Source organism: Phyllobacterium sp. 628 (assembly GCF_014189505.1).
Taxonomy (GTDB): domain Bacteria; phylum Pseudomonadota; class Alphaproteobacteria; order Rhizobiales; family Rhizobiaceae; genus Phyllobacterium.
The window spans coordinates 74,727-100,064 of record NZ_CP050301.1 but is presented as its reverse complement, the minus strand read 5'-3'; the positions used below and the strand labels follow the sequence as shown (position 1 = coordinate 100,064).

Sequence of the window (25,338 nt, the reverse complement as noted above, 5' to 3'; positions counted from 1 at the left end):
TCATCGGTCATTTTCACGTCACGATGAAACAACAGTCCGGCTCGGATTTCGTTCTGAACGATCTGATCACATTCAGATTGTCCGGATCAATCTCTGCGCACTCATCCGTGTCAATGGAAACATAAGCATGGCCGGTATCTGGATGAAGGCAGGCCGCGGCCGGACGGCCATACAGCTTGAGATAGCCGGTTTCCTCAAGCGAAAGAGGGTCAACAACAGAAATGCTTCTGTCGTCATAATTGGCAATGAATAAACGGCTGTCTCTCATGCCGTAGATTCTCGCCGGATCATGCCGGGTCGGCGTTTCCCGAATGACCTTCATAGTCTGCGTATTGATCGCAACAAGTGTCGCGGATGCGCGGTTGCTGACATAGAGCGTCTGGCCATTGGCGCTTAAGAATTGCCCCTCCGGTTTGATACCGGGAGAAAGCGGAACCGGAACGACGGTTGCGTCGCCAGGGGAAATCTTGGTGACTGTGTGGCTGAGGAGGTTCATGCAGTAAGCCCATTGGCCATCATGACTCAGCGTAAACAGATGGCTCTTGAGGCCGCCGGTAATCACGGCGCGGGAGGGTGCTGTTGCTGATATGGGATCATCGAAACGCAACATGACATTGGCCGCTTCACTCAGGACATGCAGCCGGTCTGAGCCATCAAGCATAATTCCGTGCAGCCGGCTGAACGGGCGGCAATCGATGGTGCGGGCGAGTTTGCGCTGGGCTATATCAATGACAAAGACAGAACTGCCGCCGGGATCGGTGCTGGCCGATGTTCTGACGCCGTAATGACCGACATAAGCGTAAGCCCGTTTTGAGTCGACCGCGAACTCGTGCGGATAATCGGGAAGCTCAATGCTTTCGAGCAAAATGCCCGCAGCTGCATCGTAAAAACTCAGGCAATGGCTGTTTTTTTCGATGAGCATGAGAACCGGGTTGCCGTGGTCTTTTTCCCGCATGTGTGTGTCCTGTGCCGGATGTCATGTGACGAGGGACAACGAGCCTGCCTCACTGTCCCTCTGATTTCAAACGAGGCGTATCATTATTATTTGCCCCAGATCTTTTTGTACTGATCCCTGTAGCCATTATCTGGATCAAAGACGTTCTTGTCGCCGCCATCAAAGGCTATGTTATCGGCAGTCACGATGTGAATGCCGGGGACATAACCGGACCACGCCTGTTTGCTGAAAGCGCGGTTCAATTCATCCACAACCTGCCAGCCCTGCATGGCCAGTGGTTCGGGGACAGTCGCCGCTTGATACTGCCCGCTGCGTATTCTCTGGTAGGCCGATTCAGAACCGTCGCCCGCTGAAATATTGAACGGCGCTTCGTTGCCCTTCAGGCCAGCAGCGGCCAATGATGGCCCCATGAAATCATAATAGAGATCGTTGATGGCCAGTGAATGGGTCCATTTGGCTCCGTACCGCTGCAAAAGGGTAGTGGTCAGCTGCGGAATACGATTGGCCGTGTCGGCAAGCGGCGTATCTTCGAACGACAGAACCTTGCAGCCGGCACACTTCTTGATAACTTCTTCCATGGCGCGGCCCTTGGCAATCGCGATGGCATAGGCCGAGTCGGCAAAGATCACGACGCCTGCTTTGCCGTCGGAATCGGCAATAACCTTCATGGCGGCGATTTCCGCGACGTTCATGGCGTTCGTTGTCACATTGACGAATAGATGAGCGTCCGGCATCGGGCCAGGATTGGGGCCGGAGTGCCAGCCCGCGATCACAATGCCTTGTGCGGCGGCGGCTTCCAGCCCGGTCTTTTGCTCGACGGCATCGCTGCCGCCGAGAATGATTGCGTCAGGCTTCAACGCGATGGCCTGATTGAGAGCCGCAGATTGGCCCGAGACAGTCCCCTGTCCGTCGATCGCCCGGAAATTCCAGCCCATCACGGCTGATGCTTCCTTGATGCCGTCGGAAACCCCAAGAATGCCGCCATTACGCATGTCGCCCGCCACATAAACGATGGTCTTGTCAGCGCTGGCCTTCGGGCCTGTCGTTGGGCCGTCCCAATGATCGGCTTTTTGCGATGCGGCGGCCACTTTCGCCTTGGCAGTATCTACCAAGTCATCGGCAGATGCGGTGGACTGATTGATCAATATGCACAGTGCAATGGACGCTGTTGCCGCGAGTAATCCTTTCAAGCGCATTTTATTCCTCCTCTGTTTTTGCTTGTTATTTTATGGCCGTCTTGACGTCAGGTGCGGCCGCAGACCGTCTTTTCCGCTGGGCATAGCCCGCGATGCAGATTGCAATGAGCAGTGTCACGCCGTTGAACAATGGCTCGATGAAAAACGCGCCGCCGAATTGCTGAATGCCTGATATGCCTACAGCGAGAATGGCGACGCCAATCATCGTACCCCATACATTCACCCGGCCAGGTTTGATGGTGGTCGAACCGAGGAACGCGCCAACAAGAGCGGGCAGCAGATATTCAAGGCCGACGCTGGCTTGTCCGATCCGCAGTTTCGAGGCGAGGATGACACCAGCTACCGCGGACAAGGTTCCTGACGCAATGAATGCACCCATCACGTAGCGGCGCACCGGGATACCGTTGAGGGTGGCGGCTTTGTTGCTCGCACCAATGGCATAGAGATAACGGCCGATGGGTGTGTATTCGAGTAGAACCCAAAGGCAAACCGCAAGAATGAGAACATAGAATCCCGGAAGCGGCAGACCAAGAAACGACGTGCCATTGATGGCGTAAAATGCATCGGGAAGCACACCAACCACCTGACGACCGCCGGTATGCCAAAGGGCAACAGCATAGAGGATTGTTCCGGTGCCGAGTGTTGCAATGAAACTGTCAATCTGGGCGACTTCGACGAGAATGCCGTTAAACATGCCAACACAGGCACCGAGCAGCAGCACGGCAAGCACGGCAACAGGCCAAGGCAATCCCAGTTGAGTCTGCAGGCTGATGGCAAGCACGTGCCAGAGAACGATGCCGTAACCAACGGTCAGATCGATCTTGCCGGTCACCATCGGTATCATCACGGCCAGCGACAGAATGGCGATAATTGCCTTGTCGCTGATAATCGACCGCGCGTTCAGCATGGTCGGAAAGGTGTCCGGCAGGATAATGGAAAAGATAATTACCAAAAACAATGTGAGCAGCACCAGCCCGTAGACCGGGAGCAACTGAATCAGCTTTCGTCCGATCGGCTTGCCGCGCAAATCATATTTGGTTGGTTCAATGGCATTGGATTTTATCGACTGCATGGTACCCGGCTCCTCCCGAGATTTTGTCTTTGCCGGATTTCAACCCACCCCGGCGGAGGCAGAATGAATAAGCCGGTCAATATCCAGCTCCGCATCTGCCAATTGATCGACGATTGCTCCCCGACTGAAGACGAGGGCCCGGTGACACAGTTTCTCAACCTCTTCGAAATCCGTGGAGATGAGAATGATGCCAAGGCCGTTCTTCAGCCCCTCATTCATCAAGGTGTAAATTTCCGATTTGGCTCCGACATCGACGCCAGCTGTCGGATCTTCAGCAATGAGCAGTCTGCATCCCATGGCGAGCCAGCGGCCAACGACGACCTTCTGCTGGTTGCCGCCGGACAGGGCTTCAATGGGCAGATGCGGCTCATTGGGTCTGAGGCCGACTGTGCGGCCAAGATCGCTGGCCAGCGAAGCTTCGCGTTGCCGTGATATCATCGTTGTGATGCGGCGGCCCATGGCGCCGGGATTGGCGAAAATGTTCTCGCGGATGCTGAGCGCCGGAAAGGTCGATTCTTCTGTCCGTTCCCGTGCGATCAGGCCGACGCCGCTGGATATGGCAAAACGCGGATTTGCTGGCGCGTAAGGCTGCCCGTTAAGCTGCGCGTGGCCGGTGAACGGCTCACAGCCAAACAGCGCGCGGCCGACATTCTCCTGACCGGCGCCGCGTAAGCCCACGAGCCCAACGATTTCCCCTTGGCTGACATTGAAGTTGATAGGTGCGCCTGCGCCGATGCGCATATCCTTGACGGTCAACAGGGGTTTGCCGCATTCCCGTTCGACCTTGGCAAACACCTTTTCCGGAGCGCGGCCGACAATTAGGCGTACCAGCTTGTCCGGATCCATCGTGCTCACGTCATGATCCCCGACGAGCCGTCCGTCGCGCAACACGGCGACCCGGTCAGCAATCTGGAAAACCTCATCCAGCCGGTGCGATACGAAGATCATGCCCATGCCGCGCTGTTTCAGGCGCTTCAAGGCTTCGAACAGACGTGCCACCTCGTCAATCGGCAGGCTGGCTGTAGGCTCGTCCAGTACAAGGACATCTGCATCAACCGCCAGGGCACGGGCAATAGCGACCATGGATTTCTCGGTGCGGCTCAAGTCCTGAACCCGGCGGTCCGGATCAATATCGCTGCCAATCAGGTCCAGTGCACGCCGTGCCAATGTTTCCGCAGTTCGCCAGCTTATCAGGCCCGCTTTGCGCGGAAAGCCGACTGTCAGCGCAATGTTCTCTGCGACGGTCATCCATTCGAGCAAACCAAGGTCCTGATGAATGAAGGCGACTCGCTGGGATATCCCGGTTTTCGGCGGTGTGTGGTGATATGGCTTGCCATGATAGAAGACGCTGCCGTCATCGGGCGTATGCACGCCCGCCAGGATTTTGATCAGCGTCGATTTTCCAGCACCATTCTCGCCGAGCAGCGCCAGTATCTCGCCAGCTTTCAGTGAAAGGGAAACACCTTTGAGTGCCTGCGTGCCGCCAAACTGCTTCTTGATGTCAACGAACTGGATCAACTCCGGCGTTGCACTATAGGCCGATTGGGCAGCTGCCGGTATCATGGGCGCACACTCCCGCTGGTTGCAAGATTGATCCTGTAGAGTGATGTACTGGCGGTTATAAAAAGCTCGTTCCGAGCGGGTCCGCCAAAGGTGCAATTCGATATAACTTCGGGGACAAGTATCTTGCCGAGCCGGGTTCCATCAGGGGCGAAAACCTGAATGCTGTCGCCTGAGCTGGTGAAAACATTGCCATGGACATCAAGGCGAAATCCGTCGGCCAGTCCCGGTTCGATCACCGCAAACACGCGGCCATTTTCCAGTTTCCAACCATCCCTAACGTCAAACACGCGGATATGGTGATTGCCATCAGGGTCATGGGAGCGTGAAGTATCGGAAATATAGAGAAGACTTTCATCTGGCGAGAATGCCAGCCCATTCGGCTTTTCGAAATCATCGCTGGCGATGGTGATCGTATTGGTAGCCGGATCGAAGCGGTAAACGTGGTTAGCACCGATCTCGCTATCGGCGGCCACTCCTTCGTAGTCGCTCATAATGCCGTAGGGCGGATCGGAGAACCAGATTGTGCCATCGGATTTAACCACAACGTCATTGGGTGAATTCAAACGCTTGCCGTCAATGCTATCGACCAGCGTAACGACTGTGCCATCTGCCTCTGTCCGGCTGATGCGGCGGCCGCTGTGTTCACAACTGACCAGACGGCCTTCGCGATCGCGCGTATGACCGTTGCTATGGTTGGAAGGCGAGCGGTATGTGGTTGTACCTTCGCCGGGACTCCAGCGCAGCATGCGGTTGTTAGGAATATCGCTCCAGGTTACGCTGCAATCGTTCCACCAGACCGGACCTTCGCCCCAGATCGCGCCGGTCCAAAGTTTTTCCAGCTTGGCTCCGGGTATGAGCAATTCCTGCATACGCGGATCTTCGATAATGATCTGATCGTTCACAAATACTCTCCGTCACAATCAATGCGCTGAAATCGATGTCTTGCCGTGCCGTGACATCCGCGCCGCAAGCAGCAGCGCTTCCCGGCTGGCGCGCGGATTGGCAACTCCCTTGCCTGCAATGTCGTAGGCCGTGCCATGAGCCGGGGTGCAGACAGGGAATGGCAATCCGCCGAGCATCGTGACACCGCGGTCGAAACCCATCATTTTCATCGCGATCTGGCCCTGGTCGTGGTACATGGTCAGCACCGCATGCATGCCGGCTTTCAGGGCACTGAGAAACACGGTATCGGCAGGATAAGGGCCTGATACGTCCCATCCGCGCCTGATTGCTTCATCGACCGCCGGGCTGATAATTTCAATTTCCTCACTGCCGAAACTGCCGCCGTCACCGGCATGAGGGTTAAGCCCTGCCACAGCGATTTTGGGGGAGGCGATGCCTGCGCGCTTCAAACACTCAAAGGTCAGTTCCAGTTCGGCCAGAATGGCGTCTTGTGAGAGATGGCTGGAGACCGCGGCTAGTGGAATGTGCGATGTGACGCGGGCATTCCAGATGTTTTCGAGCACATTGAATTCGCGGGCCTTGCCCGTGAAGCCGATAATCTCGGAAATGAAGCGGATCTCGTCGTCATAGCCGGAATAGGCGAAGCGCATTGCCTTCTTGTTGAAGGGGGTGAAGCAGACGGCATCAGCCCGCCCTTCATTGGCCAGCCGTAAAGCAAACGCAAAATTCTCCGTTGCATATTGTCCGCCCACGAGATTGGCTTCGCCTACGATTATATCAGCCGGATCAAGGTTCGCCAGATCTATGAAGATCGGCTTTGGGGACCGCGTTGATGGGATTGTACCAAGCGCGGCCTGCTCAATATCAGGATTCAGATCGGCAATGCGTGCGCCTTCATCAAACACACGCCGGTCACCGATGACTATCAGATGTGCAGCTTGCCTTACGTCATCCGAGGCAACCAGCTTGGCTGTCAGTTCGGCGCTGATCCCTGCGGGATCTCCCATGGCGAGAGCAATGATTGGACGGTCATCCAGCGTTTTGGTCATCAACTACACCTTTCCAAGCCTTGAATTCAGCGTAGCGGCGCAAAAAAGTTTGGTCAAGTATTTTGTATACAATATTTTAAATGTTAAATTTGTTATGCAATAAGCAGAGATGGACAAGGTCATATCAAGGGTCTACCAAGCAGGCAGGCCTTGCGAAGGAGAATTTTTCGTGGCGACCGATAAAGACCAATCTGGCACTTCAACAGACGCCGCTGGCTCTGACGCTGGGCCAATTGCCCGTATTCCCCTGCACGATGCGGTGGCGGGGCGTTTGAGAGATATGATCATCGAAGGTGTGCTGGAACCCGGCGCGCGGATTCATGAGACGCATATCGGTGCGCAGCTTGGCGTGTCGCGGACGCCCTTGCGGGAAGCCATAAAGTTTCTCGCAAGTGAAGGTCTGATCGAGCTCATTCCGGCGCGGGGCGCAATTGTGCGGGTATTCAGCAAAAAGGACGTTGCAGACATGCTCACCGTTCTTCGATCGCTAGAATCGCTTGCGGGAAAGCTTGCCTGCGAAAATGGGTCAGACAGGGATATTCGGGCGATCCGCAAAATTCACGATCAGATGCTGGTCTATTACAAGCAAAAGCGGCGGCTTGAATATTACAAGCTCAATCAGGAAATCCATTCGGCCATTGTCCGGCTGGCGGACAATGAGCATCTCGCTTATCTCCACGGTATTCTGCAAAGCCGTTTGAAGCGCATTCGCTTCATTGGGCATGAGGGACCGACGAACTGGGCTAGTGCGGTTGAGGAGCACGAAGAGATTATTGCAGCCTTGGAAGCGCGTGACACGGTGCGGCTGATGGCGATCCTCGATCGGCATCTCTTGGGCGCGTGGGAACGTGTCGAGGCGATTATCTAGGATTTGGCTGTACTTACAGCTCGGGTTTTTGCAATCAGCCAGATCAGGCAAATCGAAATTCCAGATAGGCTATGTATTGAGCATAGGCTTGCTGTCAGTTGTTTGGTGGGTCGGTCAGGATGGTGCTCTTGAATTCCACGAGAGTACGGCGTCTTGAACGAAGAATATGACGACAAGCAATATCTGCATTACACGACACCGGTTTGGGCTCATTTGCTGGCATTCGGCGTTGTGGTCTGTATCGCAATACTCATCTGTCAGATTTTCCATTCGCTGGCCTAGGGCAAGCGGCGTACATGGCAACAGCATTGGGTATCCGGATTTTACCGAATTTTGAAAGTGCCGGAAACGTTAGGCGTTGGGATTATCTTCGAGCAGGCGTGACGTGTAAAAACCTACGGTGTATCCATGCGGATAACCGGGGAGGCCAAGCTTAAGCATTTAAGAGAGAATGGCGCGCCCGAAAGGATTCGAACCTCTGACCCCCAGATTCGTAGTCTGGTGCTCTATCCAGCTGAGCTACGGGCGCGTGCCACAAATGCGCGATCGTCTGCGCAGGGCGGTTCGTAATCGGTTGGGCGGCGAATTGCAAGCAGCTTTGGCAAAAAAACCGCAACAATTTTTTATCCAACACCGACTTTCGAATTATTCGGCGGCTTAAGGCCGGGAATGCTGGTTTTGGCCAATTTCTCCACGCGGCAAATACGGTGGAAAAGAAAAAGCCCGGATCGGGTTCGGGCATTTTTCTTTATCTGATGATGGTTAGAGACTGCGGCCAATGGCGAGGAACTTGTCCCGCCGGTCTTTTTCAGTGTTTCACTATCCATGCTGGACATGGATTTGAGGGCAACATTGATAATGTTGCCGGTGGCCTCGATGACTGCATCCTTGCCACGATGCGCACCGCCGGTGGGTTCCGGGATAATACCGTCGATGATTTTCAGCTCATACAAATCCTGAGCGGTGATGCGCATGGATGTTGCCGCATCCTTGGCGCGGGTCGAATCGTGCCAGAGAATAGAGGCCGCGCCTTCCGGCGAGATAACCGAGTAAATGGAATGCTCAAGCATGTAGACGCGGTTTGCCGTCGCAATCGCAATCGCACCGCCGGAGCCGCCTTCACCAATGATCACGGAAACCATCGGGACCTGCAGGCTAAGGCTTCGGGCTGTGGAGCGGGCAATTGCCTCTGCCTGACCACGTTCTTCCGCAGCGATGCCGGGAAAGGCACCGGCGGTATCGACAAGCGTAATAACGGGCAGATTGAAGCGGTCTGCCAAATCCATGATGCGCACGGCCTTGCGGTAGCCCTCCGGCATGGCCATGCCGAAATTGTGCTTGAGGCGCGATTTGGTATCGTTGCCCTTTTCCTGACCGATCACCGCAACGGCCTGACCGTTGAAACGGGCAAGACCTGCCTGAATGGCTTCGTCTTCAGCAAAGTTGCGATCGCCAGCAAGCGGGGTGAAATCTGTGAAAAGCTTGGCGATATAGTCCGTGCAATGCGGACGGTCGGGATGGCGGGCAATTTGTGCCTTCTGCCATGGCGTGAGCTTGCGATAAAGGTCGCGCAATGCCTCGGCAGACCGCTTTTCCAGCCGGACGATCTCATCGTTGGTGTCGAGCGCGTCGCCTTCTTCGGCAAGCTTTTTCAACTCGATGATTTTGCCATCGAGATCGGCAACCGGTTTTTCGAAATCAAGATAGTTGTACATGGACGCGTTGTCTGCCTGCAAAACGGTGGATTTTTCACGACCTAACTGGCTGTTGCTGACGCGCATGTCAAGGAAGCATGGCTGACAAGACGTGCTCGCGCGGCAAGTTATAGGGATAATTTCGGCGAAGGTGTGGTGGAAACCCGTTTATCCGACAGGATGTATATGCCGATGGAACGGTAAGCATTGCATGAATTTGGTGCTACCAGACACAATGGACAAGTATTATGAGGCGGGCTTCTTGGGTGTTTTCGTGCGTCTGACCGGTTTTGTTCTGGCTTTTGGCGCCCGCTTCACCGGTCCGGGGCGCTGCCAGCCGATCCATTGACCTTCGCCATCATAATAGTGAAAGCCGCCAGCCGCATTGTTGAGGCCGCGCCGCAGCTCTTCCGTGTTCAGGTCGGGCAAATTTTGCAGAAGCGCCGATGGCAGATGATTGATATCCAGCCAATCCGCATCGAAATAGATATATTCAGGCCCGTTTTCGTTTTCAACAACGATGAACCACTCACTTTCCATGTAGTCGCCAAACCATGGATCAGGAAACATCGCCTGCTTGAAGGAGAAGCCGAAACCGTTGATTTCGTCCCAGCGCCAATGTTCTCTCCAGCCCATGTCGCGGATCAAATTGCTGGAACGGGTGAATCCGGTTTCATCAAAGCGGATCGTTTCGCTGCCCGTTTCGGCAGGCGATGGTTCTGGTCCCGAAAACAGCTTTTTCAACAGCCGCCACATAGAGAATCCCGCCAAAATCCTTGGTCCCGCGTGGTTTGCGGGAGGTGATTAGTCTGCCAGAGGGTGGTGCTCCGTGACAAGACGGTGCAACCGCTCCTCCATGACATGGGTATAAATCTGGGTCGTGGAAATGTCGGAATGACCCAGCAATTGTTGTACCGCACGCAAGTCGGCGCCATTTTGCAAGAGATGGCTGGCGAAAGCATGCCGTAGCACGTGTGGCGAAATTGCCGAAGTAACAAGTCCGGCACGAGCCGCCAGCCCCTTCAGTTCGCGGGCAAAAACCTGCCGGGCAAGAAAGCCGCTTTCGGAGATTGCCGGGAAAAGCCAGGGATTGCCGCTGAGGTTGGGAGCAGCGTCCCGCATGGCGAGATATCGCGTCATTGCATCGCGTGCCTTGCCCGACAGTGGCACCATCCGGTCTTTGGATCCTTTGCCGCGTACCATCAAAAACCGGCTGTCGGAACGGGCTACCGTGACGGGCAGACCGACAAGCTCCGAAACGCGCAAGCCTGTGGCATAGAGAATTTCCAGCAAGGCATGCAGGCGCAGCGCTCGCAGATGATCGCTCGTTGACGCCTTTGTGTCGAGTGTTTCCAGCTCGGCACGTCCAAGCAGCTTTTCGACATCGGTTTCGCTGAGGATTTTGGGCAGTGAGCGGTCCTTCTTCGGTGCGTCAAGCGTGCCCGTGGGATCGTCGGTGCGAATGTTTTCGACATAAAGAAAGCGGAAAAACTGCCGCAGGGCCGAAAGGCGCCGCGCCTGCGATGTCGATGCATAGCCGCGCCCGGCAATATCATCGAGATAATCGCGGATGGTTTGAGGCTGCGCAAATGTAAGCTGTATACCTGTTGCGCTGCTGAAAGCCGCCGCGTCTTCCAGATCGCGGCGATAGGAATCGAGTGTGTTCTGAGCAGCACCGCGTTCGGCGCTCATCATTTCCAGAAAGGTTTCTATGGCCGCCGCTGCGCGCATGGATTTACTTCGGATTGTTGGGTTTTGGATTGAGTTTTTCTGTCGGGATGCGAATGGTCATTTCGGTCTGTGTCGGATGAACAAACATCACAAGCCCGAGCATACCCGCATAGACGAGCCCGGCGAGGATCGCGAGGGTTACAATCAGTCGGGTCAGTGTCGGCATTTTCGGATCAAATCGTCTTTGCTGCTTGCTCGGTGTGTTCCATAATCTTGCAGGCAAAACTCTTATGATTTGATGAAGGCGCAACAGCGTTTAAACCCATACATTGCTTGACGACGGCACGGTTTTCCTGTCGAAACGCATTTATGAACAGTACTGATGATATCCTTGGGTCAACACAAGTTCCGGAGATGGCGCGATCCATCCGGGAGCGTCTTGGCCGCAAGTCTATTGTGCTCATCGGATTGATGGGCGCAGGCAAATCCACCGTTGGCAAAAAACTGGCTTCGATGGTCGAATTGCCGTTCTTTGATGCGGATACGGAAATCGAAAAAGTTTCGACAATGACCGTCCCGGAATTGTTCGAAGCCTACGGCGAAGCGGAGTTCCGTGATCTGGAACGGCGCGTTATTGCGCGCATGCTTGAAGAGGGACCGATCGTTCTGGCCACGGGCGGCGGTGCCTATATGAACGAGCAGACCCGGCGGGCCATCGCGACCGACGGGGTTTCCGTCTGGCTCAATGCCGAGCTCGATGTGTTGATGGGGCGGGTTGTGCGCAAGCAGAACAGACCGCTTTTGAAAAACGATGATCCCCGCGCCGTCATGGAACGGCTGATGGGCGAACGGTATCCTGTTTATGCGCAGGCGGACCTCACCATTCACTCACGTGAGGAAAAGAAAGAAATCATCGCGCTGGAAGCGATGCAGGCGGTTTTGCAGCATCTGGATGCGCTCGGCCTGAATGATAAGGACGCGATATGAGCGAACAGACAATAGTCCCGGTAAAGCTGGGTGATCGCTCCTATGATATCCTGATTGGCTCGGGGCTGATTGACCGCGCCGGACAAGAGCTTGCCAATCGCACGCAGGCGCAGCGGGTTGCGATTGTCAGTGACGAGAATGTTGCGGCTCTTCATCTCGCTCGCCTGACCGGAAGTCTCAAGACATCAGGAATTGATGCAACGCCGATTATCGTAGCCCCCGGTGAAAAGTCCAAAGGTTTCGCCACGCTTGAGACCGTGACGAATGCAATCCTGTCTGCACGGCTGGAACGCGGCGATATCGTTATTGCTTTTGGCGGGGGTGTCATTGGCGATCTTGCTGGTTTTGCTGCCAGCATTGCCCGGCGCGGCATGGGCTTTGTGCAGATACCCACATCGCTGCTGGCACAGGTGGATTCCTCCGTCGGCGGCAAGACCGGTATCAACACTGCGCACGGCAAAAATCTGGTTGGGGCGTTTTATCAACCACAACTGGTTCTGGCCGATACAGCTGTGCTGGACACACTCAGTCCGCGCGAGTTCCGTGCCGGCTATGCGGAAGTGGCGAAGTACGGTCTCATTGACCGTCCGGATTTCTTTGCCTGGCTTGAGAAGAACTGGCAGGGGATTTTTGACGGTGGTCCGGCACGGACGCAAGCCATTGCCACATCCTGCCAGTCAAAGGCTGATGTGGTGGCGCGCGACGAACGCGAGACAGGCGATCGCGCCTTGCTTAATCTCGGCCATACCTTTGGCCACGCATTGGAAACCGCGACGCAGTATGATTCTGCCCGGCTCGTGCACGGCGAGGGCGTTGCCATCGGTATGGTTCTTGCGCACCAGTTCTCGGTGAAAATGAATCTTGCCAGTGTTGATGATGCCACGCGCGTCGAGGCGCATCTGCGTCAGGTTGGTTTACCTGTTTCCATCGGCGATATTCCCGGCGAATTGCCATCGGCGGAAAAATTGATGGATTATATAGCGCAGGATAAAAAGGTGGCGCGTGGCGCGCTGACCTTTATCCTGACGCGCGGTGTCGGTCAGTCCTTTATCGCTAAAGATGTTCCACCATCTGCTGTTCTTAGCTTTTTGCAGGAGAAGCACCCAAAATGAACTTCGAACTCTGGATCTTTTGCGGAATCATTTTCCTTTTGATCCTGATGTCGGGTCTGTTTTCCGGGTCTGAAACCGCGCTGACGGCCGTGTCGCGTGCGCGCATGCACCGGTTGTCCAAACGCGGCGATGACCGGGCGACAGTCGTCGAAGGGTTGATCGAAAAGCGCGACCGGTTGATCGGCGTCATGCTGATCGGCAACAATCTCATCAATATTCTGGCGTCGTCCCTGACGACCAGTATGCTGCTCAATCTGTTTGGTCAGGCCGGCGTTGCCTATGCAACGGCCATCATGACCGTGCTTCTGGTTATTTTTGCCGAGGTCCTGCCGAAGTCCTGGGCCATCTCCAGCCCTGACCGCAATGCGCTGGCGCTGGTCCGATCTGCACAGATCGCGGTTTTTCTGTTCGGCCCGTTATCCGACCTCATCAACTGGATTGTTCGCCGTATTCTCGGGCTGTTCGGTATCAATCTGACGGCGGTGGCGTCCATGCTGTCAGCGCAGGAAGAATTACGCGGCGCCGTTGATCTTCTGCATCGCGATGGATCAGTGGTGAAGCGTGATCGCGACCAGATCGGCGGTTTGCTCGATCTGCGCGAGCTCGAAGTTTACGATGTCATGATCCACCGCACCGATATGGATTCGATCAACGCCGATGATCCGATCGAAGAGATCATCAGCCAGATTCTCGCGAGCCACCACACCCGTATTCCGGTCTGGCGCGGTGACAACGACAATATTGTCGGCGTTGTCCATGCCAAGGATCTGGTGCGTGCCATCCGTGATGCCAACCGGGATTTCTCCAAGATCAACATCATGAAGGTGGCGACCAAGCCGTGGTTCGTCCCCGACACCACTACCCTGCAGGATCAGCTCAACGCTTTTCTGCGACGCAAGGCGCATATCGCAATTGTTGTGGACGAGTATGGTGATGTGCAGGGGCTGATTACGCTGGAAGATATTCTTGAGGAGATCGTCGGGGATATTGCTGATGAACATGACATCGATGTTCAGGGCTGCCGTCCGCAGCCGGACGGTTCCGTACTTGTCGATGGTTCCGTGCCGATTCGCGATCTTAACCGCGCACTCGACTGGCACCTGCCGGATGCAGAAGCCACGACGATTGCGGGCCTCGTCATCCATGAAACTCAAAGCATCCCGACCGAGAAGCAGGCGTTCACCTTCCACGGCAAGCGGTTCACCGTGCTTAAGCGCGAAAAAAACCGCATTACGCGGCTTCGCATTCGACCTTTGGAGGATGACGAAAAGGCGAAAATAGGTTAACTTCCTGGCATTATTTTTGTTGTTTTAACATATTGATTTTTAAACGCATTCCCACTCACATATTGGGGGTTGCATGCATATTGTTATTGCGGTTTTAAGCATCTGTGGGTTGTGTTTTTACGTCATTAATAGAGCGCACTCGACCGTCCAAGCTGCTGATGAGCTTAATCGGAACACGCTATTTCTGCGGAATAGAGTCAGAAGGCGTTTTGCAGGCCTTATTGGCTCGCGTTGCCGGCGAATTCGAGACCCGCGCTTGGCTGCCGTGGTGTTGATGATCCAGCTCGTGCGGACTGGCACGCCATTAATGGCTGATGAAAAGCTGAAGATCATGGAACTCATGAGCGAACCGTTACAAATTGCGGATCCGGACTCGATGTTCAAAAGGGCGTGGCAATATACCAAGCACCGCGGATTTTTCTCGAGCATGGCGGACGATATGGTGCCTATGTTGCGGGCGCGCCTGACGAGGAGAGAGCGTTCGCAACTCATCGACATGTTGCGGCAGACCGCGTCGGCATATGGCGAAGAAAGTGAACTTCAAGAAAGTATGGTTGCGCGGCTCAAGCTTCAGCTAACGCAACCTGAAGGCGTTTAACGCCGTGTTGCTTCGCCCGGTGCAGAGGGTTCCAGCGCTAAAGCATGGACACTGCCCGCCAATTCATCTTTCAAAACATCGTTGATGGCGCGGTGCCGGGCAACGCGTGACAGGCCCGCGAATGCTTCTGCGACAATGCGCACGCGAAAATGCGTTTCACCGGAACCGTCGAATGTGCCATGATGATCGCTGTCTTCATGGTGGTGGCCGGCATGAAGATGACTTTCGTTGATGACGGCCAATGAAACAGGATGAAAAGCCTGCGTCAGTTTGTTTTCGATCGCTGACTGAGTGGACATTTCGTTCTCCTGCGCCCATATGGTAATTTCATTTGGCAAATCCGCACATGATCACAAATTTACCGCCATTTCAGGCGTTAGGTTGATCCATGGGCAATTGTCAATTCTTGTCTTGTAAACCAATCCGTTGATAATCGTACGCAATGACCTCTAGTTCGAAATATTTTGACAGCATCCGTATCCGCCCCAAAAAGGCGGAAGAAGAGAAATCGCGCATACCTGTTTGTCAGTGGGATGGCTGCGATAAGCCCGGACCGCATCGTGCTCCCGTCGGACGCATGAAGGAAGGCGAGTTTTTCCATTTCTGCATTGACCACGTGCGTGAGTACAACAAGGGCTATAATTATTTCTCCGGCCTCTCCGATGTGGAAGTTGCGCGCTACCAGAAGGAAGCCTTGACTGGCGACCGCCCCACCTGGACTGTTGCTGGCCTGCCAGGCAGCGGTGCCGGTGCAAGTGCGGCGGCTGCGGCATCGGGCGGAGCCAAAACCTCGCCTGATTTTTCCAAGCTGCGTTCAGGCCGCGCTGCCTATCAGAATCGTTTCCGCGATCCGAACAGCGTGTTCGGTGATGCGCGGCCAAGTGCGCGGCTGCGCAAAGCCAAGCCGCTTGAGGCAAAAGCGCTCGATACGCTTGGTTTGGACGTAAAAGCCACTGGCGAAGACATCAAGTCGCGCTATAAGGAATTGGTGAAGCTTCATCATCCGGACGCTAACGGTGGTGATCGGGCTTCCGAGGATCGTTTCCGCGACGTAATCCAGGCTTATCAATTGCTCAAACAAGCCGGTTTTTGCTAAGCGACCTGTTGGCTGAATTCGAAGCCTCCCCTTGAGGCTTCATGGGTGTGACTATTTATTGCGTCTGCACGTGCAGTCGCGCTGGAGGCATGATGAATAAGGTTGATCGCGATATTGCGAATTTGCCGGATACAACGGTTTCTGCCGCAAAGCTTTTCGGATTTGATACCGACATGATGGTTCCTGCCTATAAGGCAGGCGACGCATATGTTCCGGAAACCGATCCGGATTATCTGTTTGATAAACAGACAACACTCGCCATTCTGGCCGGTTTTGCCTTCAACCGCCGTGTCATGGTCTCCGGTTACCACGGAACTGGTAAGTCGACTCACATTGAGCAGGTTGCCGCCCGCCTCAATTGGCCATGCGTACGCGTTAATCTCGACAGCCATGTCAGCCGTATCGATCTCGTCGGCAAGGATGCGATTGTCGTCAAGGAAGGCATGCAGATCACGGAATTCCGCGACGGCATCCTGCCATGGGCCTATCAGCACAATGTCGCTCTGGTTTTCGATGAGTATGACGCTGGCCGTCCGGACGTGATGTTCGTGATTCAGCGTGTTCTCGAATCATCCGGCCGCCTGACACTGCTCGATCAGAGCCGCGTTATCCGTCCACATCCGGCTTTCCGCCTGTTTGCAACAGCCAACACGGTTGGTCTTGGCGATACGACAGGCCTCTATCATGGCACGCAGCAGATCAACCAGGCACAGATGGATCGCTGGTCCATCGTCACAACGCTGAACTATCTGCCCCATGACAATGAAGCTGCCATCGTTGCGGCGAAGGCAAAGCACTATCAGAACAAGGAAGGCCGCGAGATCGTCTCCAAGATGGTTCGCGTTGCTGATATGACCCGTGCCGCTTTCATCAATGGCGATCTGTCGACTGTCATGAGCCCGCGTACGGTTATCACCTGGGCTGAAAATGCCGATATCTTCAAGGATGTGGGTTTTGCTTTCCGTCTGACCTTCCTCAACAAATGCGATGAACTGGAACGCCCGATTGTGGCCGAGTTCTATCAGCGCGCGTTCGGCAAGGAACTGCCTGAGTCGACGGCCAATGTGGTCATAGGCTGAGCGTCATAACAGCATGGCGGGCCCGGGGAGACAATTCACGCACAAATACGAAAGGTCCGGTTGATTCCGAGCCTTTCAAGCGCGCGGTTACGGCCTGCATGCGGGCAATTGCCGGCGACCATGAAATGGAAGTTGGTTTCGGCAATGACCGGCCGGCATTGACCGGCCACCGGGCACGTCTGCCTGATTTGCCGAAGCGCCCGACTGCCAATGATATCGCGATTACGCGGGGCATCGGCGATTCGATGGCGTTGCGCAAAGCCTGCCACAATGACCGTATCCACGCGACGCTGGCGCCGGAAGGCAAGCAGGCGCGGGCCATTTTCGATGCTGTCGAACAGGCGCGTGTTGAAGCTATTGGTTCCTTGCGAATGGATGGCATGGCCGAAAACCTGACATCGATGCTTTCGGACAAATATTCACGTGCCAATTTCCCGGCGATTACCGACAAGGCCGAAGCGCCGCTGGAAGAAGCGGTTGCGCTGATGGTGCGTGAAAAGTTGACGGGACGCAAAGCGCCCGAATCAGCTGGCAATGTGGTTGATCTCTGGCGTGACTGGATTGAAGAAAAGGCGGCCGCCGATCTCGAACATCTGGGCGCAAAGATCAACGACCAGAACGCTTTTGCCCGTGTTGTACGTGAAATGCTGGCTTCCATGGAAATGGCTGAAGAGCTGTCCCAGGAAACCGAGCAGGACGACGATCAGGAAAACAGCGACGACGCACCTGAGCCTGAAGAGAGCAATGAGGGCGGTTCCGACGAAGATCAAGGCAGCGATGCATCGGAAGACGATGACTCGGAATCGTCCAGCGATGACAGTCAGTCGGGCGAGACCGAAGCAGCTGATGCATCATCAGATGAGATAGACGATGATGCGGATACGGATGCGGAAATGCCCGGTGAGGCACGCCGGCCGAATCAGCCATTCTCGAATCTTGGCAGCGAAAGCGGCTATAAGGTCTTTACGCAGGAATTTGACGAAACCACCGACGCGGAAGAGTTGTGCGACGAAGCCGAGCTGGAACGTCTGCGGGCATTCCTGGACAAGCAGCTTGCCAATCTTTCCGGGGTTGTCGGGCGGCTGGCTAACCGTTTGCAGCGCCGTCTGATGGCACAGCAGAACCGTTCGTGGGATTTTGATCTGGAAGAGGGCTATCTCGATTCAGCCCGCCTTGTGCGGATTGTTATCGATCCAACCCAGCCGCTTTCCTACAAGCAGGAGCGCGATACGGATTTCCGCGATACAATCGTGACGTTGCTCATCGACAATTCCGGTTCCATGCGCGGCCGGCCGATTACTGTTGCAGCAACCTGCGCTGATATTTTGGCGCGCACGCTGGAGCGGTGCGGCGTGAAAGTCGAAATCCTTGGCTTCACGACCAAAGCCTGGAAGGGCGGACAGGCACGTGAGGCATGGCTGGAACGTGGCAAGCCCGCCAGTCCCGGTCGCCTGAACGATCTGCGCCATATCGTTTACAAGCGCGCTGATGCCCCGTGGCGCCGTTCACGGCGCAATCTTGGGCTGATGATGCGTGAAGGGCTCTTGAAAGAGAATATCGATGGCGAAGCCCTCATCTGGGCGCACCAGCGCCTGCTGGGCCGTCCGGAACAGCGCAAGATCCTGATGATGATCTCGGATGGTGCGCCGGTCGACGATTCTGACGTTGTCGGTTAATCCGGGCAATTATCTCGAGCGGCATTTGCGGGCTGTGATCGAAGAGATCGAAACCCGCTCGCCGGTTGAGCTTATTGCAATCGGCATTGGTCATGATGTGACACGCTATTATCGCAAGGCGGTAACAATCGTCGATGCGGAAGAGCTGGCCGGCGCCATGACCGAGCAATTGGCTTCGCTGTTTGAAGAGCAGGCGCAACAACGTGGCGCTGCCGGTAAATCCGCTGCGCGGAAACGCTGATATGGCTTATCCCGCGCTGTTGGACCGGCGCGGGCGGCTTGCTCTCTTATTCTCTCTTTTCTGCGCACTTCCTGCCTCCGCACAGGATAACAGAGTTGTCCCAGCAGAGATCACTGCGCGGCCCATCGTCGATTTCCGTATAGGTTCAACTGAAACCCGCTTTGGGGATCTGGAGTTTGTGGGCGGATTGGAGTTGCGCTCCAAAAACAATGATTTTGGTGGTCTTTCGGCATTTCGTTATCTTGATTCAGGCAAGGCATTTCTTGGTATCACCGATACAGGCTTCTGGTATGCGGGGGAAATGCAGCGCGATGCCAAAGGGCTGCCCGTTTCAGTCACTGATTTTCGCCTCGCTCCGATCCAGAGCGCCGACGGTACCGCTGTTGAAGGCAAAAGTAACTCGGATGCAGAAGGTATGGCCGTTTCCGGCAAGACCGTCACGGTGACCTTCGAGCGGGTTCATCGGATTGCCGAATATGATCTTGATCTGAAAAACTTTGCGTCACGGCCGAAAGAGCTGCCGCTGCCTGTGCCCAGAAACGAACTGCGCAACAATCGCGGCTTCGAAACAATCGCCTATGCTCCCGCCTCAAGCTCGCTCAAGGGCGCGCGTGTTGCGGTTACCGAGAAAAGCATCAACAAGGCAGGCGACATCTTTGCCGCTGTGCTGGAAGGTCCGCAAAAGGGCCTCTTTTACGTCAAAAGACTCGATAGTTTTGATATCAGCGATGGCGATTTCCTGCCAAACGGTGATCTTCTCCTGCTCGAACGGCGGTTCAGTCTTTCCAGCGGCATAACGCTTCGCATTCGCCGCATTGCGGCGGCGGATATCAAGCCCGGCGCGACCGTTGACGGTCCGGCGATCTTTGCGGCTGATATGCGCTATCAGATTGACAATATGGAAGGACTGGATGTCTGGCAGGCCAATGATGGATCAACCCGGATTTCCCTGATGTCAGACGATAACAATTCCATCCTGCAAAGAAATCTTTATTTGGAATTCCGGTTGGCTGAATAAATCGCCGGCGCGAAGATGGCAAGGATAGCGCCATAAGGCACCAGCATCACCATGGCCATGACGACCTTGACCATCAGATCACCGAAACCAAGCGACATCCACAACGGAATCTCTTTGCCAAAAAACGGCACCAGCATCGCCAGTGAGGAGTCCGCTTGTCCAGTGGCTGCGTCGATCCAAGCGAATTGAGCTGCGAAGGCAATCGAGAAGAACAGCAATGTATCCAGAATCGAACCGAAGACGGCAGAGGCAAACGGTGCTTTCCACCATGTCAGCTGCCGCAGTTTACTGAATACCGTAATGTCTAGAAGCTGTGCGCACAGAAATGCTGTTCCCGATGCGATGGCGATGCGCGGCGTTGCCAGCCAGATCGACAGCACGACGGCGATGATAAAGCCTGCATAGACAACTGTCCGGGCGAACTGTGGTCCGAAGCGGCGATTAGACAGATCATTGACCAGAAAAGCGATTGGATAGGTGAAGGCACCGAAGGTGAGGACTTCGCCGAGGCCAAAATGATTGAAGGGATACTGCACCAATATATTGGAGGCAGCCACAACCGCGCACATAGCAAGTACGGGAAGAATGAAGTCGGAAAAGGTATAGGCGCGCTGAAGCGGCATTTTTTTATCCTGGGTAATGGAACCAGCAACAATAAGGCCAGCGGAAGCTGGCCTCAAGCGATTAACAGTTTAAAGCCAATCGGCTGATCAGGCAGCAACTGCTACCGGAGCTTCAGCCGACTTCTTGGCGATCTGACGCTTCAGAAGACGAGCGCGCTGTGACAGCTCCTTCTCGTCAGCCTTTGTCAGGAATGCATCAAGACCACCGCGATGTTCAACAGTGCGCAGGGCATGGGCCGAAACACGCAGACGGAAGCTCTGACCAAGAGCTTCGGAGATCAGCGTAACGTGGCAGAGGTTTGGCAAAAAGCGGCGGCGCGTGCGGTTGTTCGCGTGGCTCACATTGTTGCCGTACTGTACCGATTTAGCGGTCAATTCACATGTGCGGGACATTTGGGTCTCACCTTCAAAATTCATTACCTATAGCCCGAAAGTTCTTGTTACCATCACACGTCGCCGTGCAGCGGCGCGCATATCGGACAGGCGGCCTATTGGGAAGTCGCGTTTCTATAGTGACATGAGCCGCGCGCGTCAAGTGTACTTCTGGCATGTTTGCTACTGCTTTTGCGTATTTAACGGGCCTTGCATAAGGTTTAACACAACTTTGCCTGCTTTGTACGGTCTCACCGGAACCAATTGATGCAATACGGACGGAGCATTCCATGATCGGCCTCAATCTGCGCCTCAGCCAAAGATGGACAAGGACATTCGCCTCCCTGTCCCTTGTACTTCTTGGCGCTTTGCCAGCACAGGCAGCCGACACCTATCGATCTGACTACCGGGTTTCCCTGCTCGGGCTGACGTTGGCCAAGTCGTATTTTACCACCAGTGTTGCCGATGGAACCTATACTGTTTCCGGCAGCTTGAAGAGCTCCGGCCTCGCGAGTGTGTTCGACGACACAAAGGGCAAGATTGATGTCAAAGGTCAGTTTACCAAGACGGGCGCGGTACCGAGTTCGTATGTGGTTAACTACAAACATGGGAACAAGGACAAGAGTACGTCCATTGCTTTTTCCAATGGCAATGTGACGGAGACGACCAATGTTCCGCCGGTCAAAAAGAAAGACAATTGGGTAGAGCTTTCGCCGGGCGCTCTGCAGGCGGTGGCTGATCCGATTTCAGGCATCCTGGTAGCCGCCGATAGTATTGGCAAGGTCTGTACACAGACCTTGCATCTCTATGACGGACAGACCCGGGTGGACCTCAAACTGTCGCCCGCCGGCAGCCCGAAACCGTTCTCGACAAAGGGGTTTGAGGGAGATGCAGTCACCTGTTCGGTCAAGTTTATCCCGGTTGGCGGTTATCAGTCGGGACGCAAGGCTATCGAATACCTGAAAAATCAAAGCACGATCAGTCTCACCTTTGCATCGCTTGGCAAGTCCGGTATCTATTCGCCCGTGCAGGCAAAGATCGGCACACAGATCGGGACGGTCACGGTATATGCCACCCGTTTTCAACACGTGGAATAGCAGCGGCGGGGGCGCCGCTCTTTCAAATGGGGGCGGTGCGTGGCAACGTTTGTCGGATTTCTTGCTGTTATCATGTGGGCGATGCTCGCGCTTTTTACCGACGTGTCGGGGAAAGTACCGCCGTTTCAGCTGACAGCGATGACATTCGCCATCGGGGCAAGTCTCGGATTGATGTCATGGCTCTGGCGACCGGGCGCGGCGAAACATCTGCGCCAGCCGCCAAAGGTCTGGCTTCTGGGCGTTGTCGGCCTGTTCGGTTATCATTTCCTGTATTTTACCGCTCTGCGCAATGCACCGGCTGTTGACGCCAGCCTGATCGCCTATCTCTGGCCGCTGTTCATCGTGGTTGGTTCCGCGTTGATGCCGGGTGAACGTTTGCGCTGGTTCCATGTTCTGGGAACCCTGCTGGGGCTGGCTGGCACCGTGCTTATTATTACCAAAGGCGGCAATGTGGGCTTTGAGGCGAAATATGCATTCGGCTATGCGATGGCAGGCCTTTGCGCACTGACCTGGGCCGCTTATTCCCTCTTGTCACGGCGTTTTGCCAGTGTGCCGACGGATGCCGTCACCGGTTTCTGTGTTGCGACATCGGTTCTCTCGCTGATTTCGCATTTGGCGCTGGAACAGACCGTATGGCCGGAAACGCCGGTGCAATGGCTGGCTGTGCTCGGGCTGGGATTGTTTCCGGTCGGCGCGGCGTTCTACGCGTGGGATTTTGGGGTTAAGCGTGGCAATATTCAGGTTTTGGGCGCGTCGAGTTACGCGGCGCCATTGTTGTCTACGCTTGTGCTTATCATAGCGGGTGCGGCGGAGCCGACCACCCGCGTCCTGCTGGCGTGTCTGCTGATCACCCTTGGCGCAGTGCTTGCAGCCAAGGAAATGATTTTCAAAAAAGCGAAAGTTTAGGGCTCCCAACCGGGTTCAGCCAGCTCGAACTGGGCAAAGTCAAAGCCGGGCGCAACCGTGCAGCCGACAAGCGTCCAGTCGCCCAACGTTCTGGCGGTCTGCCAATGACCAGCCGGAACGATGCCCTGTGGACGTTCGCCAGCCGCAAGGTCCATGCCAAGGCGGTGGGTTTCGTGCGGTGAGCCTTCTTCCGCGATCGTTAGAGCCAATGGTGCGCCGCCATACCAGTGCCAGACCTCGGCAGCGTCCTTCACCCGGTGCCAGGCCGAAACCTCGCCCTTTTCCAGGAGAAAGTAGATGGCGGTGGAATGGCCACGCCCGCCAACCGGCCAGTCAACTTGATTGTCGCGGAACGTTTGGATGTAGGCGCCGCCTTCCGGGTGCGCTTGAAGGTTCAATTCCTTGCGGATTTGTTCGGCAGTCAGCGTCATCAGAAATTGTCCTTGCGCTTGCGGATTTCAGTAAAGACGGCCTCGTCGCTGGCATTTTCCAGCTTCAAATTTTTACGGATGGCCGGATCGTGCCAGCGCAGGAACGGGTTGGTCGCCATTTCCCGCAGAATGGTTGTCGGCAAAGTCGGCAAGCCGACTTCACGCAGGGCGAAGATTTCCTTGGCCCGTTCCTTCAAGGCTGAATTGTCCGGATCAATTGACAGAGCGAAGCGGGCATTGCTCTCGGTATATTCGTGGCCGCAATAGACCTGTGTATCAACCGGCAGCTTAATCAGATGGTTCAGAGATTTGAACATCGTAGCGGGCGTTCCCTCGAACAGGCGGCCGCAACCAAGTGAGAACAGCGTGTCGCCCGTGAAGACGACTTTTGCTGCAGGGATATAAAACGATATTTCCCCGGCTGTGTGGCCCGGCGTGGAAATAACGTCCACATCGTAATTGCCGAACCGGAAGCTGTCGCCATGTTTGTAGGCGCGGTCGATGCCGGGAATATTGGCCTTTTCAGCTTCCGGGCCAAAAATCTCAAGCTTGAAACGCTTTTTCAGCGCCAGATTGGCTCCCACATGGTCATTGTGGTGATGGGTCGAAAAAATATGCGTGAGTTTCCAGTCGCGACGTTTCAGGGCATCAAGAATCGGCTTCTCTTCGGGCGCATCGATTGAGGCCGTCAGATTGGCCTCCGGATCGTGGATGAGCACGCCGAAATTATCGCTAAGCGCGGTGAATTGTTCAATTTGCAGATTCGACATGGGGTCCGTCCGGTTTGATCGTTGCGGTCAGGATAGCCAGCTGTCTCAATGGCGCAACCCGTCTTTCAGTCATTTTCTTGATGTTACCATTTGCCGTGCTACGTTGATCCCATGCATCTCGACATTATCGATCTTCGTGCCTTTTACGCTTCCACTCTCGGTCATCTGGCTGAGCGTGCCATTTCCATGGCCCTGGCACCCATATGGCCAAAATTGCCGGGCGAACGGCTGGTCGGCCTTGGCTACGTCGTGCCATATCTCGACCGGTTTCGCGGCGATACGGAGCGCACGTTTGCCTTCATGCCTGCCGGGCAGGGTGCCATCAGCTGGCCGCCCGTCGAGCCGTCGGCGACAGCTCTGGTCTTTGAGGAAGAGTTGCCTTTGCCCGATTCCGCAGTGGACCGGATTTTGATGGTGCATGCGCTGGAACATGCGGAAGATCCGCGCGAAACGTTGAAAGAAATGTGGCGCGTGCTGGCCCCCAACGGGCGGCTGGTGATTGTGGTGCCTAACCGTCGCGGTCTCTGGGCGCGCTTCGAACATACGCCCTTTGGCAGTGGGCGGCCCTATAGCCGGGGTCAGTTGATCCGGATTTTACGGGAAACCAATTTCACGCCGGGTCCGTGGGGTGAGGCGCTGTTCTTTCCGCCATCGTCGCGGCGCTGGATGATGCGGCCGTCCAGCCTGTTCGAGCGGGTCGGCCGGCGTTTCTGGCCGATGTTTTCCGGTGTACTGATCGTCGAAGCGCAAAAACGCATCTATCAGGGGCTGCCGGTTGCCAAACGTGCTTCGCGGCGCGTCTTCGTACCCGTCTTGTCACCGCAGGGAACTGCAATGCGATATGATGGCCCAGACGAGAATTAATTCCCGCCGCAAGTTGGCGCCTCAACGTACTAGAATCATGCTGTGACTGCGGCCAACCGGCAGGCCGGTACCGCACAAAGTCAATGGTTTGTTTGATTTTAAGGCTGGCCAGTCGCAAGTTGGGCTCGACATCAGGCCTATTGGCGGCTATGCCCGCTGACTTGAACCTTTGCCCGCGATGACCATCGATTGCAACGATGTTACGGATATC

At 55.4% G+C, this 25,338-nt stretch carries 26 protein-coding genes, 1 tRNA gene and 2 pseudogenes; 13 read left to right on the top strand and 16 right to left on the bottom strand.

Annotated elements, in window-relative coordinates:
- Positions 1-13: 13 nt before the first annotated feature.
- From HB779_RS01935 to HB779_RS01910, 6 genes are all read right to left on the bottom strand, one after another.
- Positions 14-955, bottom strand: a complete 942-nt coding sequence (locus HB779_RS01935) for a YncE family protein (RefSeq protein ID WP_188344146.1) — start codon at positions 953-955, stop codon at positions 14-16.
- Positions 956-1,041: 86 nt separating this feature from the next.
- Positions 1,042-2,151, bottom strand: coding sequence for a substrate-binding domain-containing protein (locus tag HB779_RS01930; RefSeq protein ID WP_188344145.1), 1,110 nt, complete (start codon positions 2,149-2,151; stop codon positions 1,042-1,044).
- Between the two features lie 25 nt (positions 2,152-2,176).
- Positions 2,177-3,223, bottom strand: a complete 1,047-nt coding sequence (locus HB779_RS01925; protein ID WP_188344144.1) for an ABC transporter permease — start codon at positions 3,221-3,223, stop codon at positions 2,177-2,179.
- Positions 3,224-3,262: 39 nt separating this feature from the next.
- Positions 3,263-4,786, bottom strand: coding sequence for a sugar ABC transporter ATP-binding protein (locus HB779_RS01920; protein WP_188344143.1), 1,524 nt, complete (start codon positions 4,784-4,786; stop codon positions 3,263-3,265).
- Positions 4,783-5,655, bottom strand: a complete 873-nt coding sequence (locus tag HB779_RS01915; RefSeq protein WP_188345742.1) for an SMP-30/gluconolactonase/LRE family protein — start codon at positions 5,653-5,655, stop codon at positions 4,783-4,785. Before HB779_RS01915 ends, HB779_RS01920 begins: the two co-directional genes overlap by 4 nt.
- A gap of 51 nt (positions 5,656-5,706) precedes the next feature.
- Positions 5,707-6,738 carry a 4-hydroxythreonine-4-phosphate dehydrogenase PdxA gene (locus HB779_RS01910; RefSeq protein ID WP_188344142.1) on the bottom strand — a complete coding sequence of 344 codons (1,032 nt, stop codon included), beginning with the start codon at positions 6,736-6,738 and terminating at the stop codon, positions 5,707-5,709.
- A 169-nt stretch (positions 6,739-6,907) separates the two neighbouring features.
- On the opposite strand from HB779_RS01910, the gene HB779_RS01905 reads away from it, so the two are divergent.
- A complete protein-coding gene (locus HB779_RS01905; protein ID WP_244642444.1) occupies positions 6,908-7,606 on the top strand; it encodes a GntR family transcriptional regulator in 699 nt (232 codons plus the stop codon).
- 153 nt (positions 7,607-7,759) lie between these two features.
- Positions 7,760-7,888 carry a hypothetical protein gene (locus HB779_RS25545; RefSeq protein WP_256440619.1) on the top strand — a complete coding sequence of 43 codons (129 nt, stop codon included), beginning with the start codon at positions 7,760-7,762 and terminating at the stop codon, positions 7,886-7,888.
- A 170-nt stretch (positions 7,889-8,058) separates the two neighbouring features.
- Here HB779_RS25545 and HB779_RS01900 read toward each other — a convergent pair.
- The 5 genes and pseudogenes from HB779_RS01900 to HB779_RS01880 all read right to left on the bottom strand — a co-directional run bounded on the left by HB779_RS01900 (position 8,059) and on the right by HB779_RS01880 (position 11,197).
- Positions 8,059-8,135 (bottom strand) — tRNA-Arg (locus HB779_RS01900).
- A 233-nt stretch (positions 8,136-8,368) separates the two neighbouring features.
- Positions 8,369-9,321 (bottom strand): annotated as a pseudogene (locus HB779_RS01895) (acetyl-CoA carboxylase carboxyltransferase subunit alpha).
- Between the two features lie 225 nt (positions 9,322-9,546).
- Complete coding sequence (locus tag HB779_RS01890) at positions 9,547-10,056, bottom strand: hypothetical protein (RefSeq protein ID WP_188344140.1); 510 nt, start codon at positions 10,054-10,056, stop codon at positions 9,547-9,549.
- Between the two features lie 48 nt (positions 10,057-10,104).
- Positions 10,105-11,031 (bottom strand): site-specific tyrosine recombinase XerD, encoded by a 927-nt coding sequence (gene xerD, locus HB779_RS01885; protein ID WP_188344139.1) that lies wholly within the window; start codon positions 11,029-11,031, stop codon positions 10,105-10,107.
- Between the two features lie 4 nt (positions 11,032-11,035).
- Positions 11,036-11,197 (bottom strand): histidine kinase, encoded by a 162-nt coding sequence (locus HB779_RS01880; protein ID WP_188344138.1) that lies wholly within the window; start codon positions 11,195-11,197, stop codon positions 11,036-11,038.
- A 143-nt stretch (positions 11,198-11,340) separates the two neighbouring features.
- On the opposite strand from HB779_RS01880, the gene HB779_RS01875 reads away from it, so the two are divergent.
- The 4 genes from HB779_RS01875 (at position 11,341) to HB779_RS01860 (ending at position 14,954) form a co-directional block, all read left to right on the top strand.
- Positions 11,341-11,958: a shikimate kinase gene (locus HB779_RS01875; RefSeq protein ID WP_188344137.1), complete on the top strand. Its 618-nt coding sequence runs from the start codon at positions 11,341-11,343 to the stop codon at positions 11,956-11,958.
- Entirely contained in the window at positions 11,955-13,070 is a 1,116-nt protein-coding gene (gene aroB, locus HB779_RS01870; RefSeq protein ID WP_188344136.1) for a 3-dehydroquinate synthase, read from the top strand. The genes HB779_RS01875 and aroB overlap by 4 nt, the downstream gene beginning before the upstream one ends.
- Positions 13,067-14,356 (top strand): HlyC/CorC family transporter, encoded by a 1,290-nt coding sequence (locus HB779_RS01865; protein WP_188344135.1) that lies wholly within the window; start codon positions 13,067-13,069, stop codon positions 14,354-14,356. Before aroB ends, HB779_RS01865 begins: the two co-directional genes overlap by 4 nt.
- Before the next feature lie 73 nt (positions 14,357-14,429).
- Complete coding sequence (locus tag HB779_RS01860) at positions 14,430-14,954, top strand: TerB family tellurite resistance protein (protein ID WP_188344134.1); 525 nt, start codon at positions 14,430-14,432, stop codon at positions 14,952-14,954.
- Here HB779_RS01860 and HB779_RS01855 read toward each other — a convergent pair.
- A complete protein-coding gene (locus tag HB779_RS01855; protein ID WP_188344133.1) occupies positions 14,951-15,253 on the bottom strand; it encodes a BolA family transcriptional regulator in 303 nt (100 codons plus the stop codon). The genes HB779_RS01860 and HB779_RS01855 overlap by 4 nt on opposite strands.
- A gap of 143 nt (positions 15,254-15,396) precedes the next feature.
- Between HB779_RS01855 and HB779_RS01850 the strand changes: the two genes are divergently transcribed.
- The 4 genes and pseudogenes from HB779_RS01850 (at position 15,397) to HB779_RS01835 (ending at position 20,064) form a co-directional block, all read left to right on the top strand.
- Positions 15,397-16,050: a J domain-containing protein gene (locus tag HB779_RS01850; RefSeq protein WP_188344132.1), complete on the top strand. Its 654-nt coding sequence runs from the start codon at positions 15,397-15,399 to the stop codon at positions 16,048-16,050.
- A 92-nt stretch (positions 16,051-16,142) separates the two neighbouring features.
- The gene (gene cobS / locus HB779_RS01845; protein ID WP_188344131.1) at positions 16,143-17,129 is read left to right on the top strand and encodes a cobaltochelatase subunit CobS; all 987 of its coding nucleotides are present in this window, start codon (positions 16,143-16,145) and stop codon (positions 17,127-17,129) included.
- A gap of 5 nt (positions 17,130-17,134) precedes the next feature.
- Positions 17,135-19,046, top strand: a pseudogene (gene cobT, locus HB779_RS01840) (cobaltochelatase subunit CobT).
- Between the two features lies 1 nt (position 19,047).
- Positions 19,048-20,064, top strand: a complete 1,017-nt coding sequence (locus HB779_RS01835; protein ID WP_188344130.1) for an esterase-like activity of phytase family protein — start codon at positions 19,048-19,050, stop codon at positions 20,062-20,064.
- Here HB779_RS01835 and HB779_RS01830 read toward each other — a convergent pair.
- Both HB779_RS01830 and rpmB read right to left on the bottom strand, forming a co-directional pair.
- On the bottom strand, positions 20,037-20,687 hold the full coding sequence (locus HB779_RS01830) for a VUT family protein (RefSeq protein ID WP_188344129.1): 651 nt from the start codon (positions 20,685-20,687) through the stop codon (positions 20,037-20,039). The genes HB779_RS01835 and HB779_RS01830 overlap by 28 nt on opposite strands.
- Before the next feature lie 87 nt (positions 20,688-20,774).
- Positions 20,775-21,080, bottom strand: coding sequence for a 50S ribosomal protein L28 (rpmB, locus tag HB779_RS01825; RefSeq protein WP_188344128.1), 306 nt, complete (start codon positions 21,078-21,080; stop codon positions 20,775-20,777).
- A gap of 269 nt (positions 21,081-21,349) precedes the next feature.
- Between rpmB and HB779_RS01820 the strand changes: the two genes are divergently transcribed.
- Both HB779_RS01820 and HB779_RS01815 read left to right on the top strand, forming a co-directional pair.
- Positions 21,350-22,156 (top strand): DUF3108 domain-containing protein, encoded by an 807-nt coding sequence (locus tag HB779_RS01820; RefSeq protein ID WP_188344127.1) that lies wholly within the window; start codon positions 21,350-21,352, stop codon positions 22,154-22,156.
- Positions 22,157-22,228: 72 nt separating this feature from the next.
- Positions 22,229-23,062 carry a DMT family transporter gene (locus tag HB779_RS01815; protein ID WP_244642531.1) on the top strand — a complete coding sequence of 278 codons (834 nt, stop codon included), beginning with the start codon at positions 22,229-22,231 and terminating at the stop codon, positions 23,060-23,062.
- On the opposite strand, the gene HB779_RS01810 is transcribed toward HB779_RS01815, so the two are convergent.
- Positions 23,059-23,493, bottom strand: coding sequence for a cupin domain-containing protein (locus tag HB779_RS01810; RefSeq protein WP_188344125.1), 435 nt, complete (start codon positions 23,491-23,493; stop codon positions 23,059-23,061). The genes HB779_RS01815 and HB779_RS01810 overlap by 4 nt on opposite strands.
- Positions 23,493-24,263 carry a hydroxyacylglutathione hydrolase gene (gloB, locus tag HB779_RS01805; protein ID WP_188344124.1) on the bottom strand — a complete coding sequence of 257 codons (771 nt, stop codon included), beginning with the start codon at positions 24,261-24,263 and terminating at the stop codon, positions 23,493-23,495. The genes HB779_RS01810 and gloB overlap by 1 nt, the downstream gene beginning before the upstream one ends.
- A gap of 111 nt (positions 24,264-24,374) precedes the next feature.
- Here gloB and HB779_RS01800 point away from each other — a divergent pair, with 111 nt between their 5' ends.
- Positions 24,375-25,127 carry a class I SAM-dependent methyltransferase gene (locus HB779_RS01800; RefSeq protein ID WP_188344123.1) on the top strand — a complete coding sequence of 251 codons (753 nt, stop codon included), beginning with the start codon at positions 24,375-24,377 and terminating at the stop codon, positions 25,125-25,127.
- Positions 25,128-25,338 lie beyond the last annotated feature (211 nt).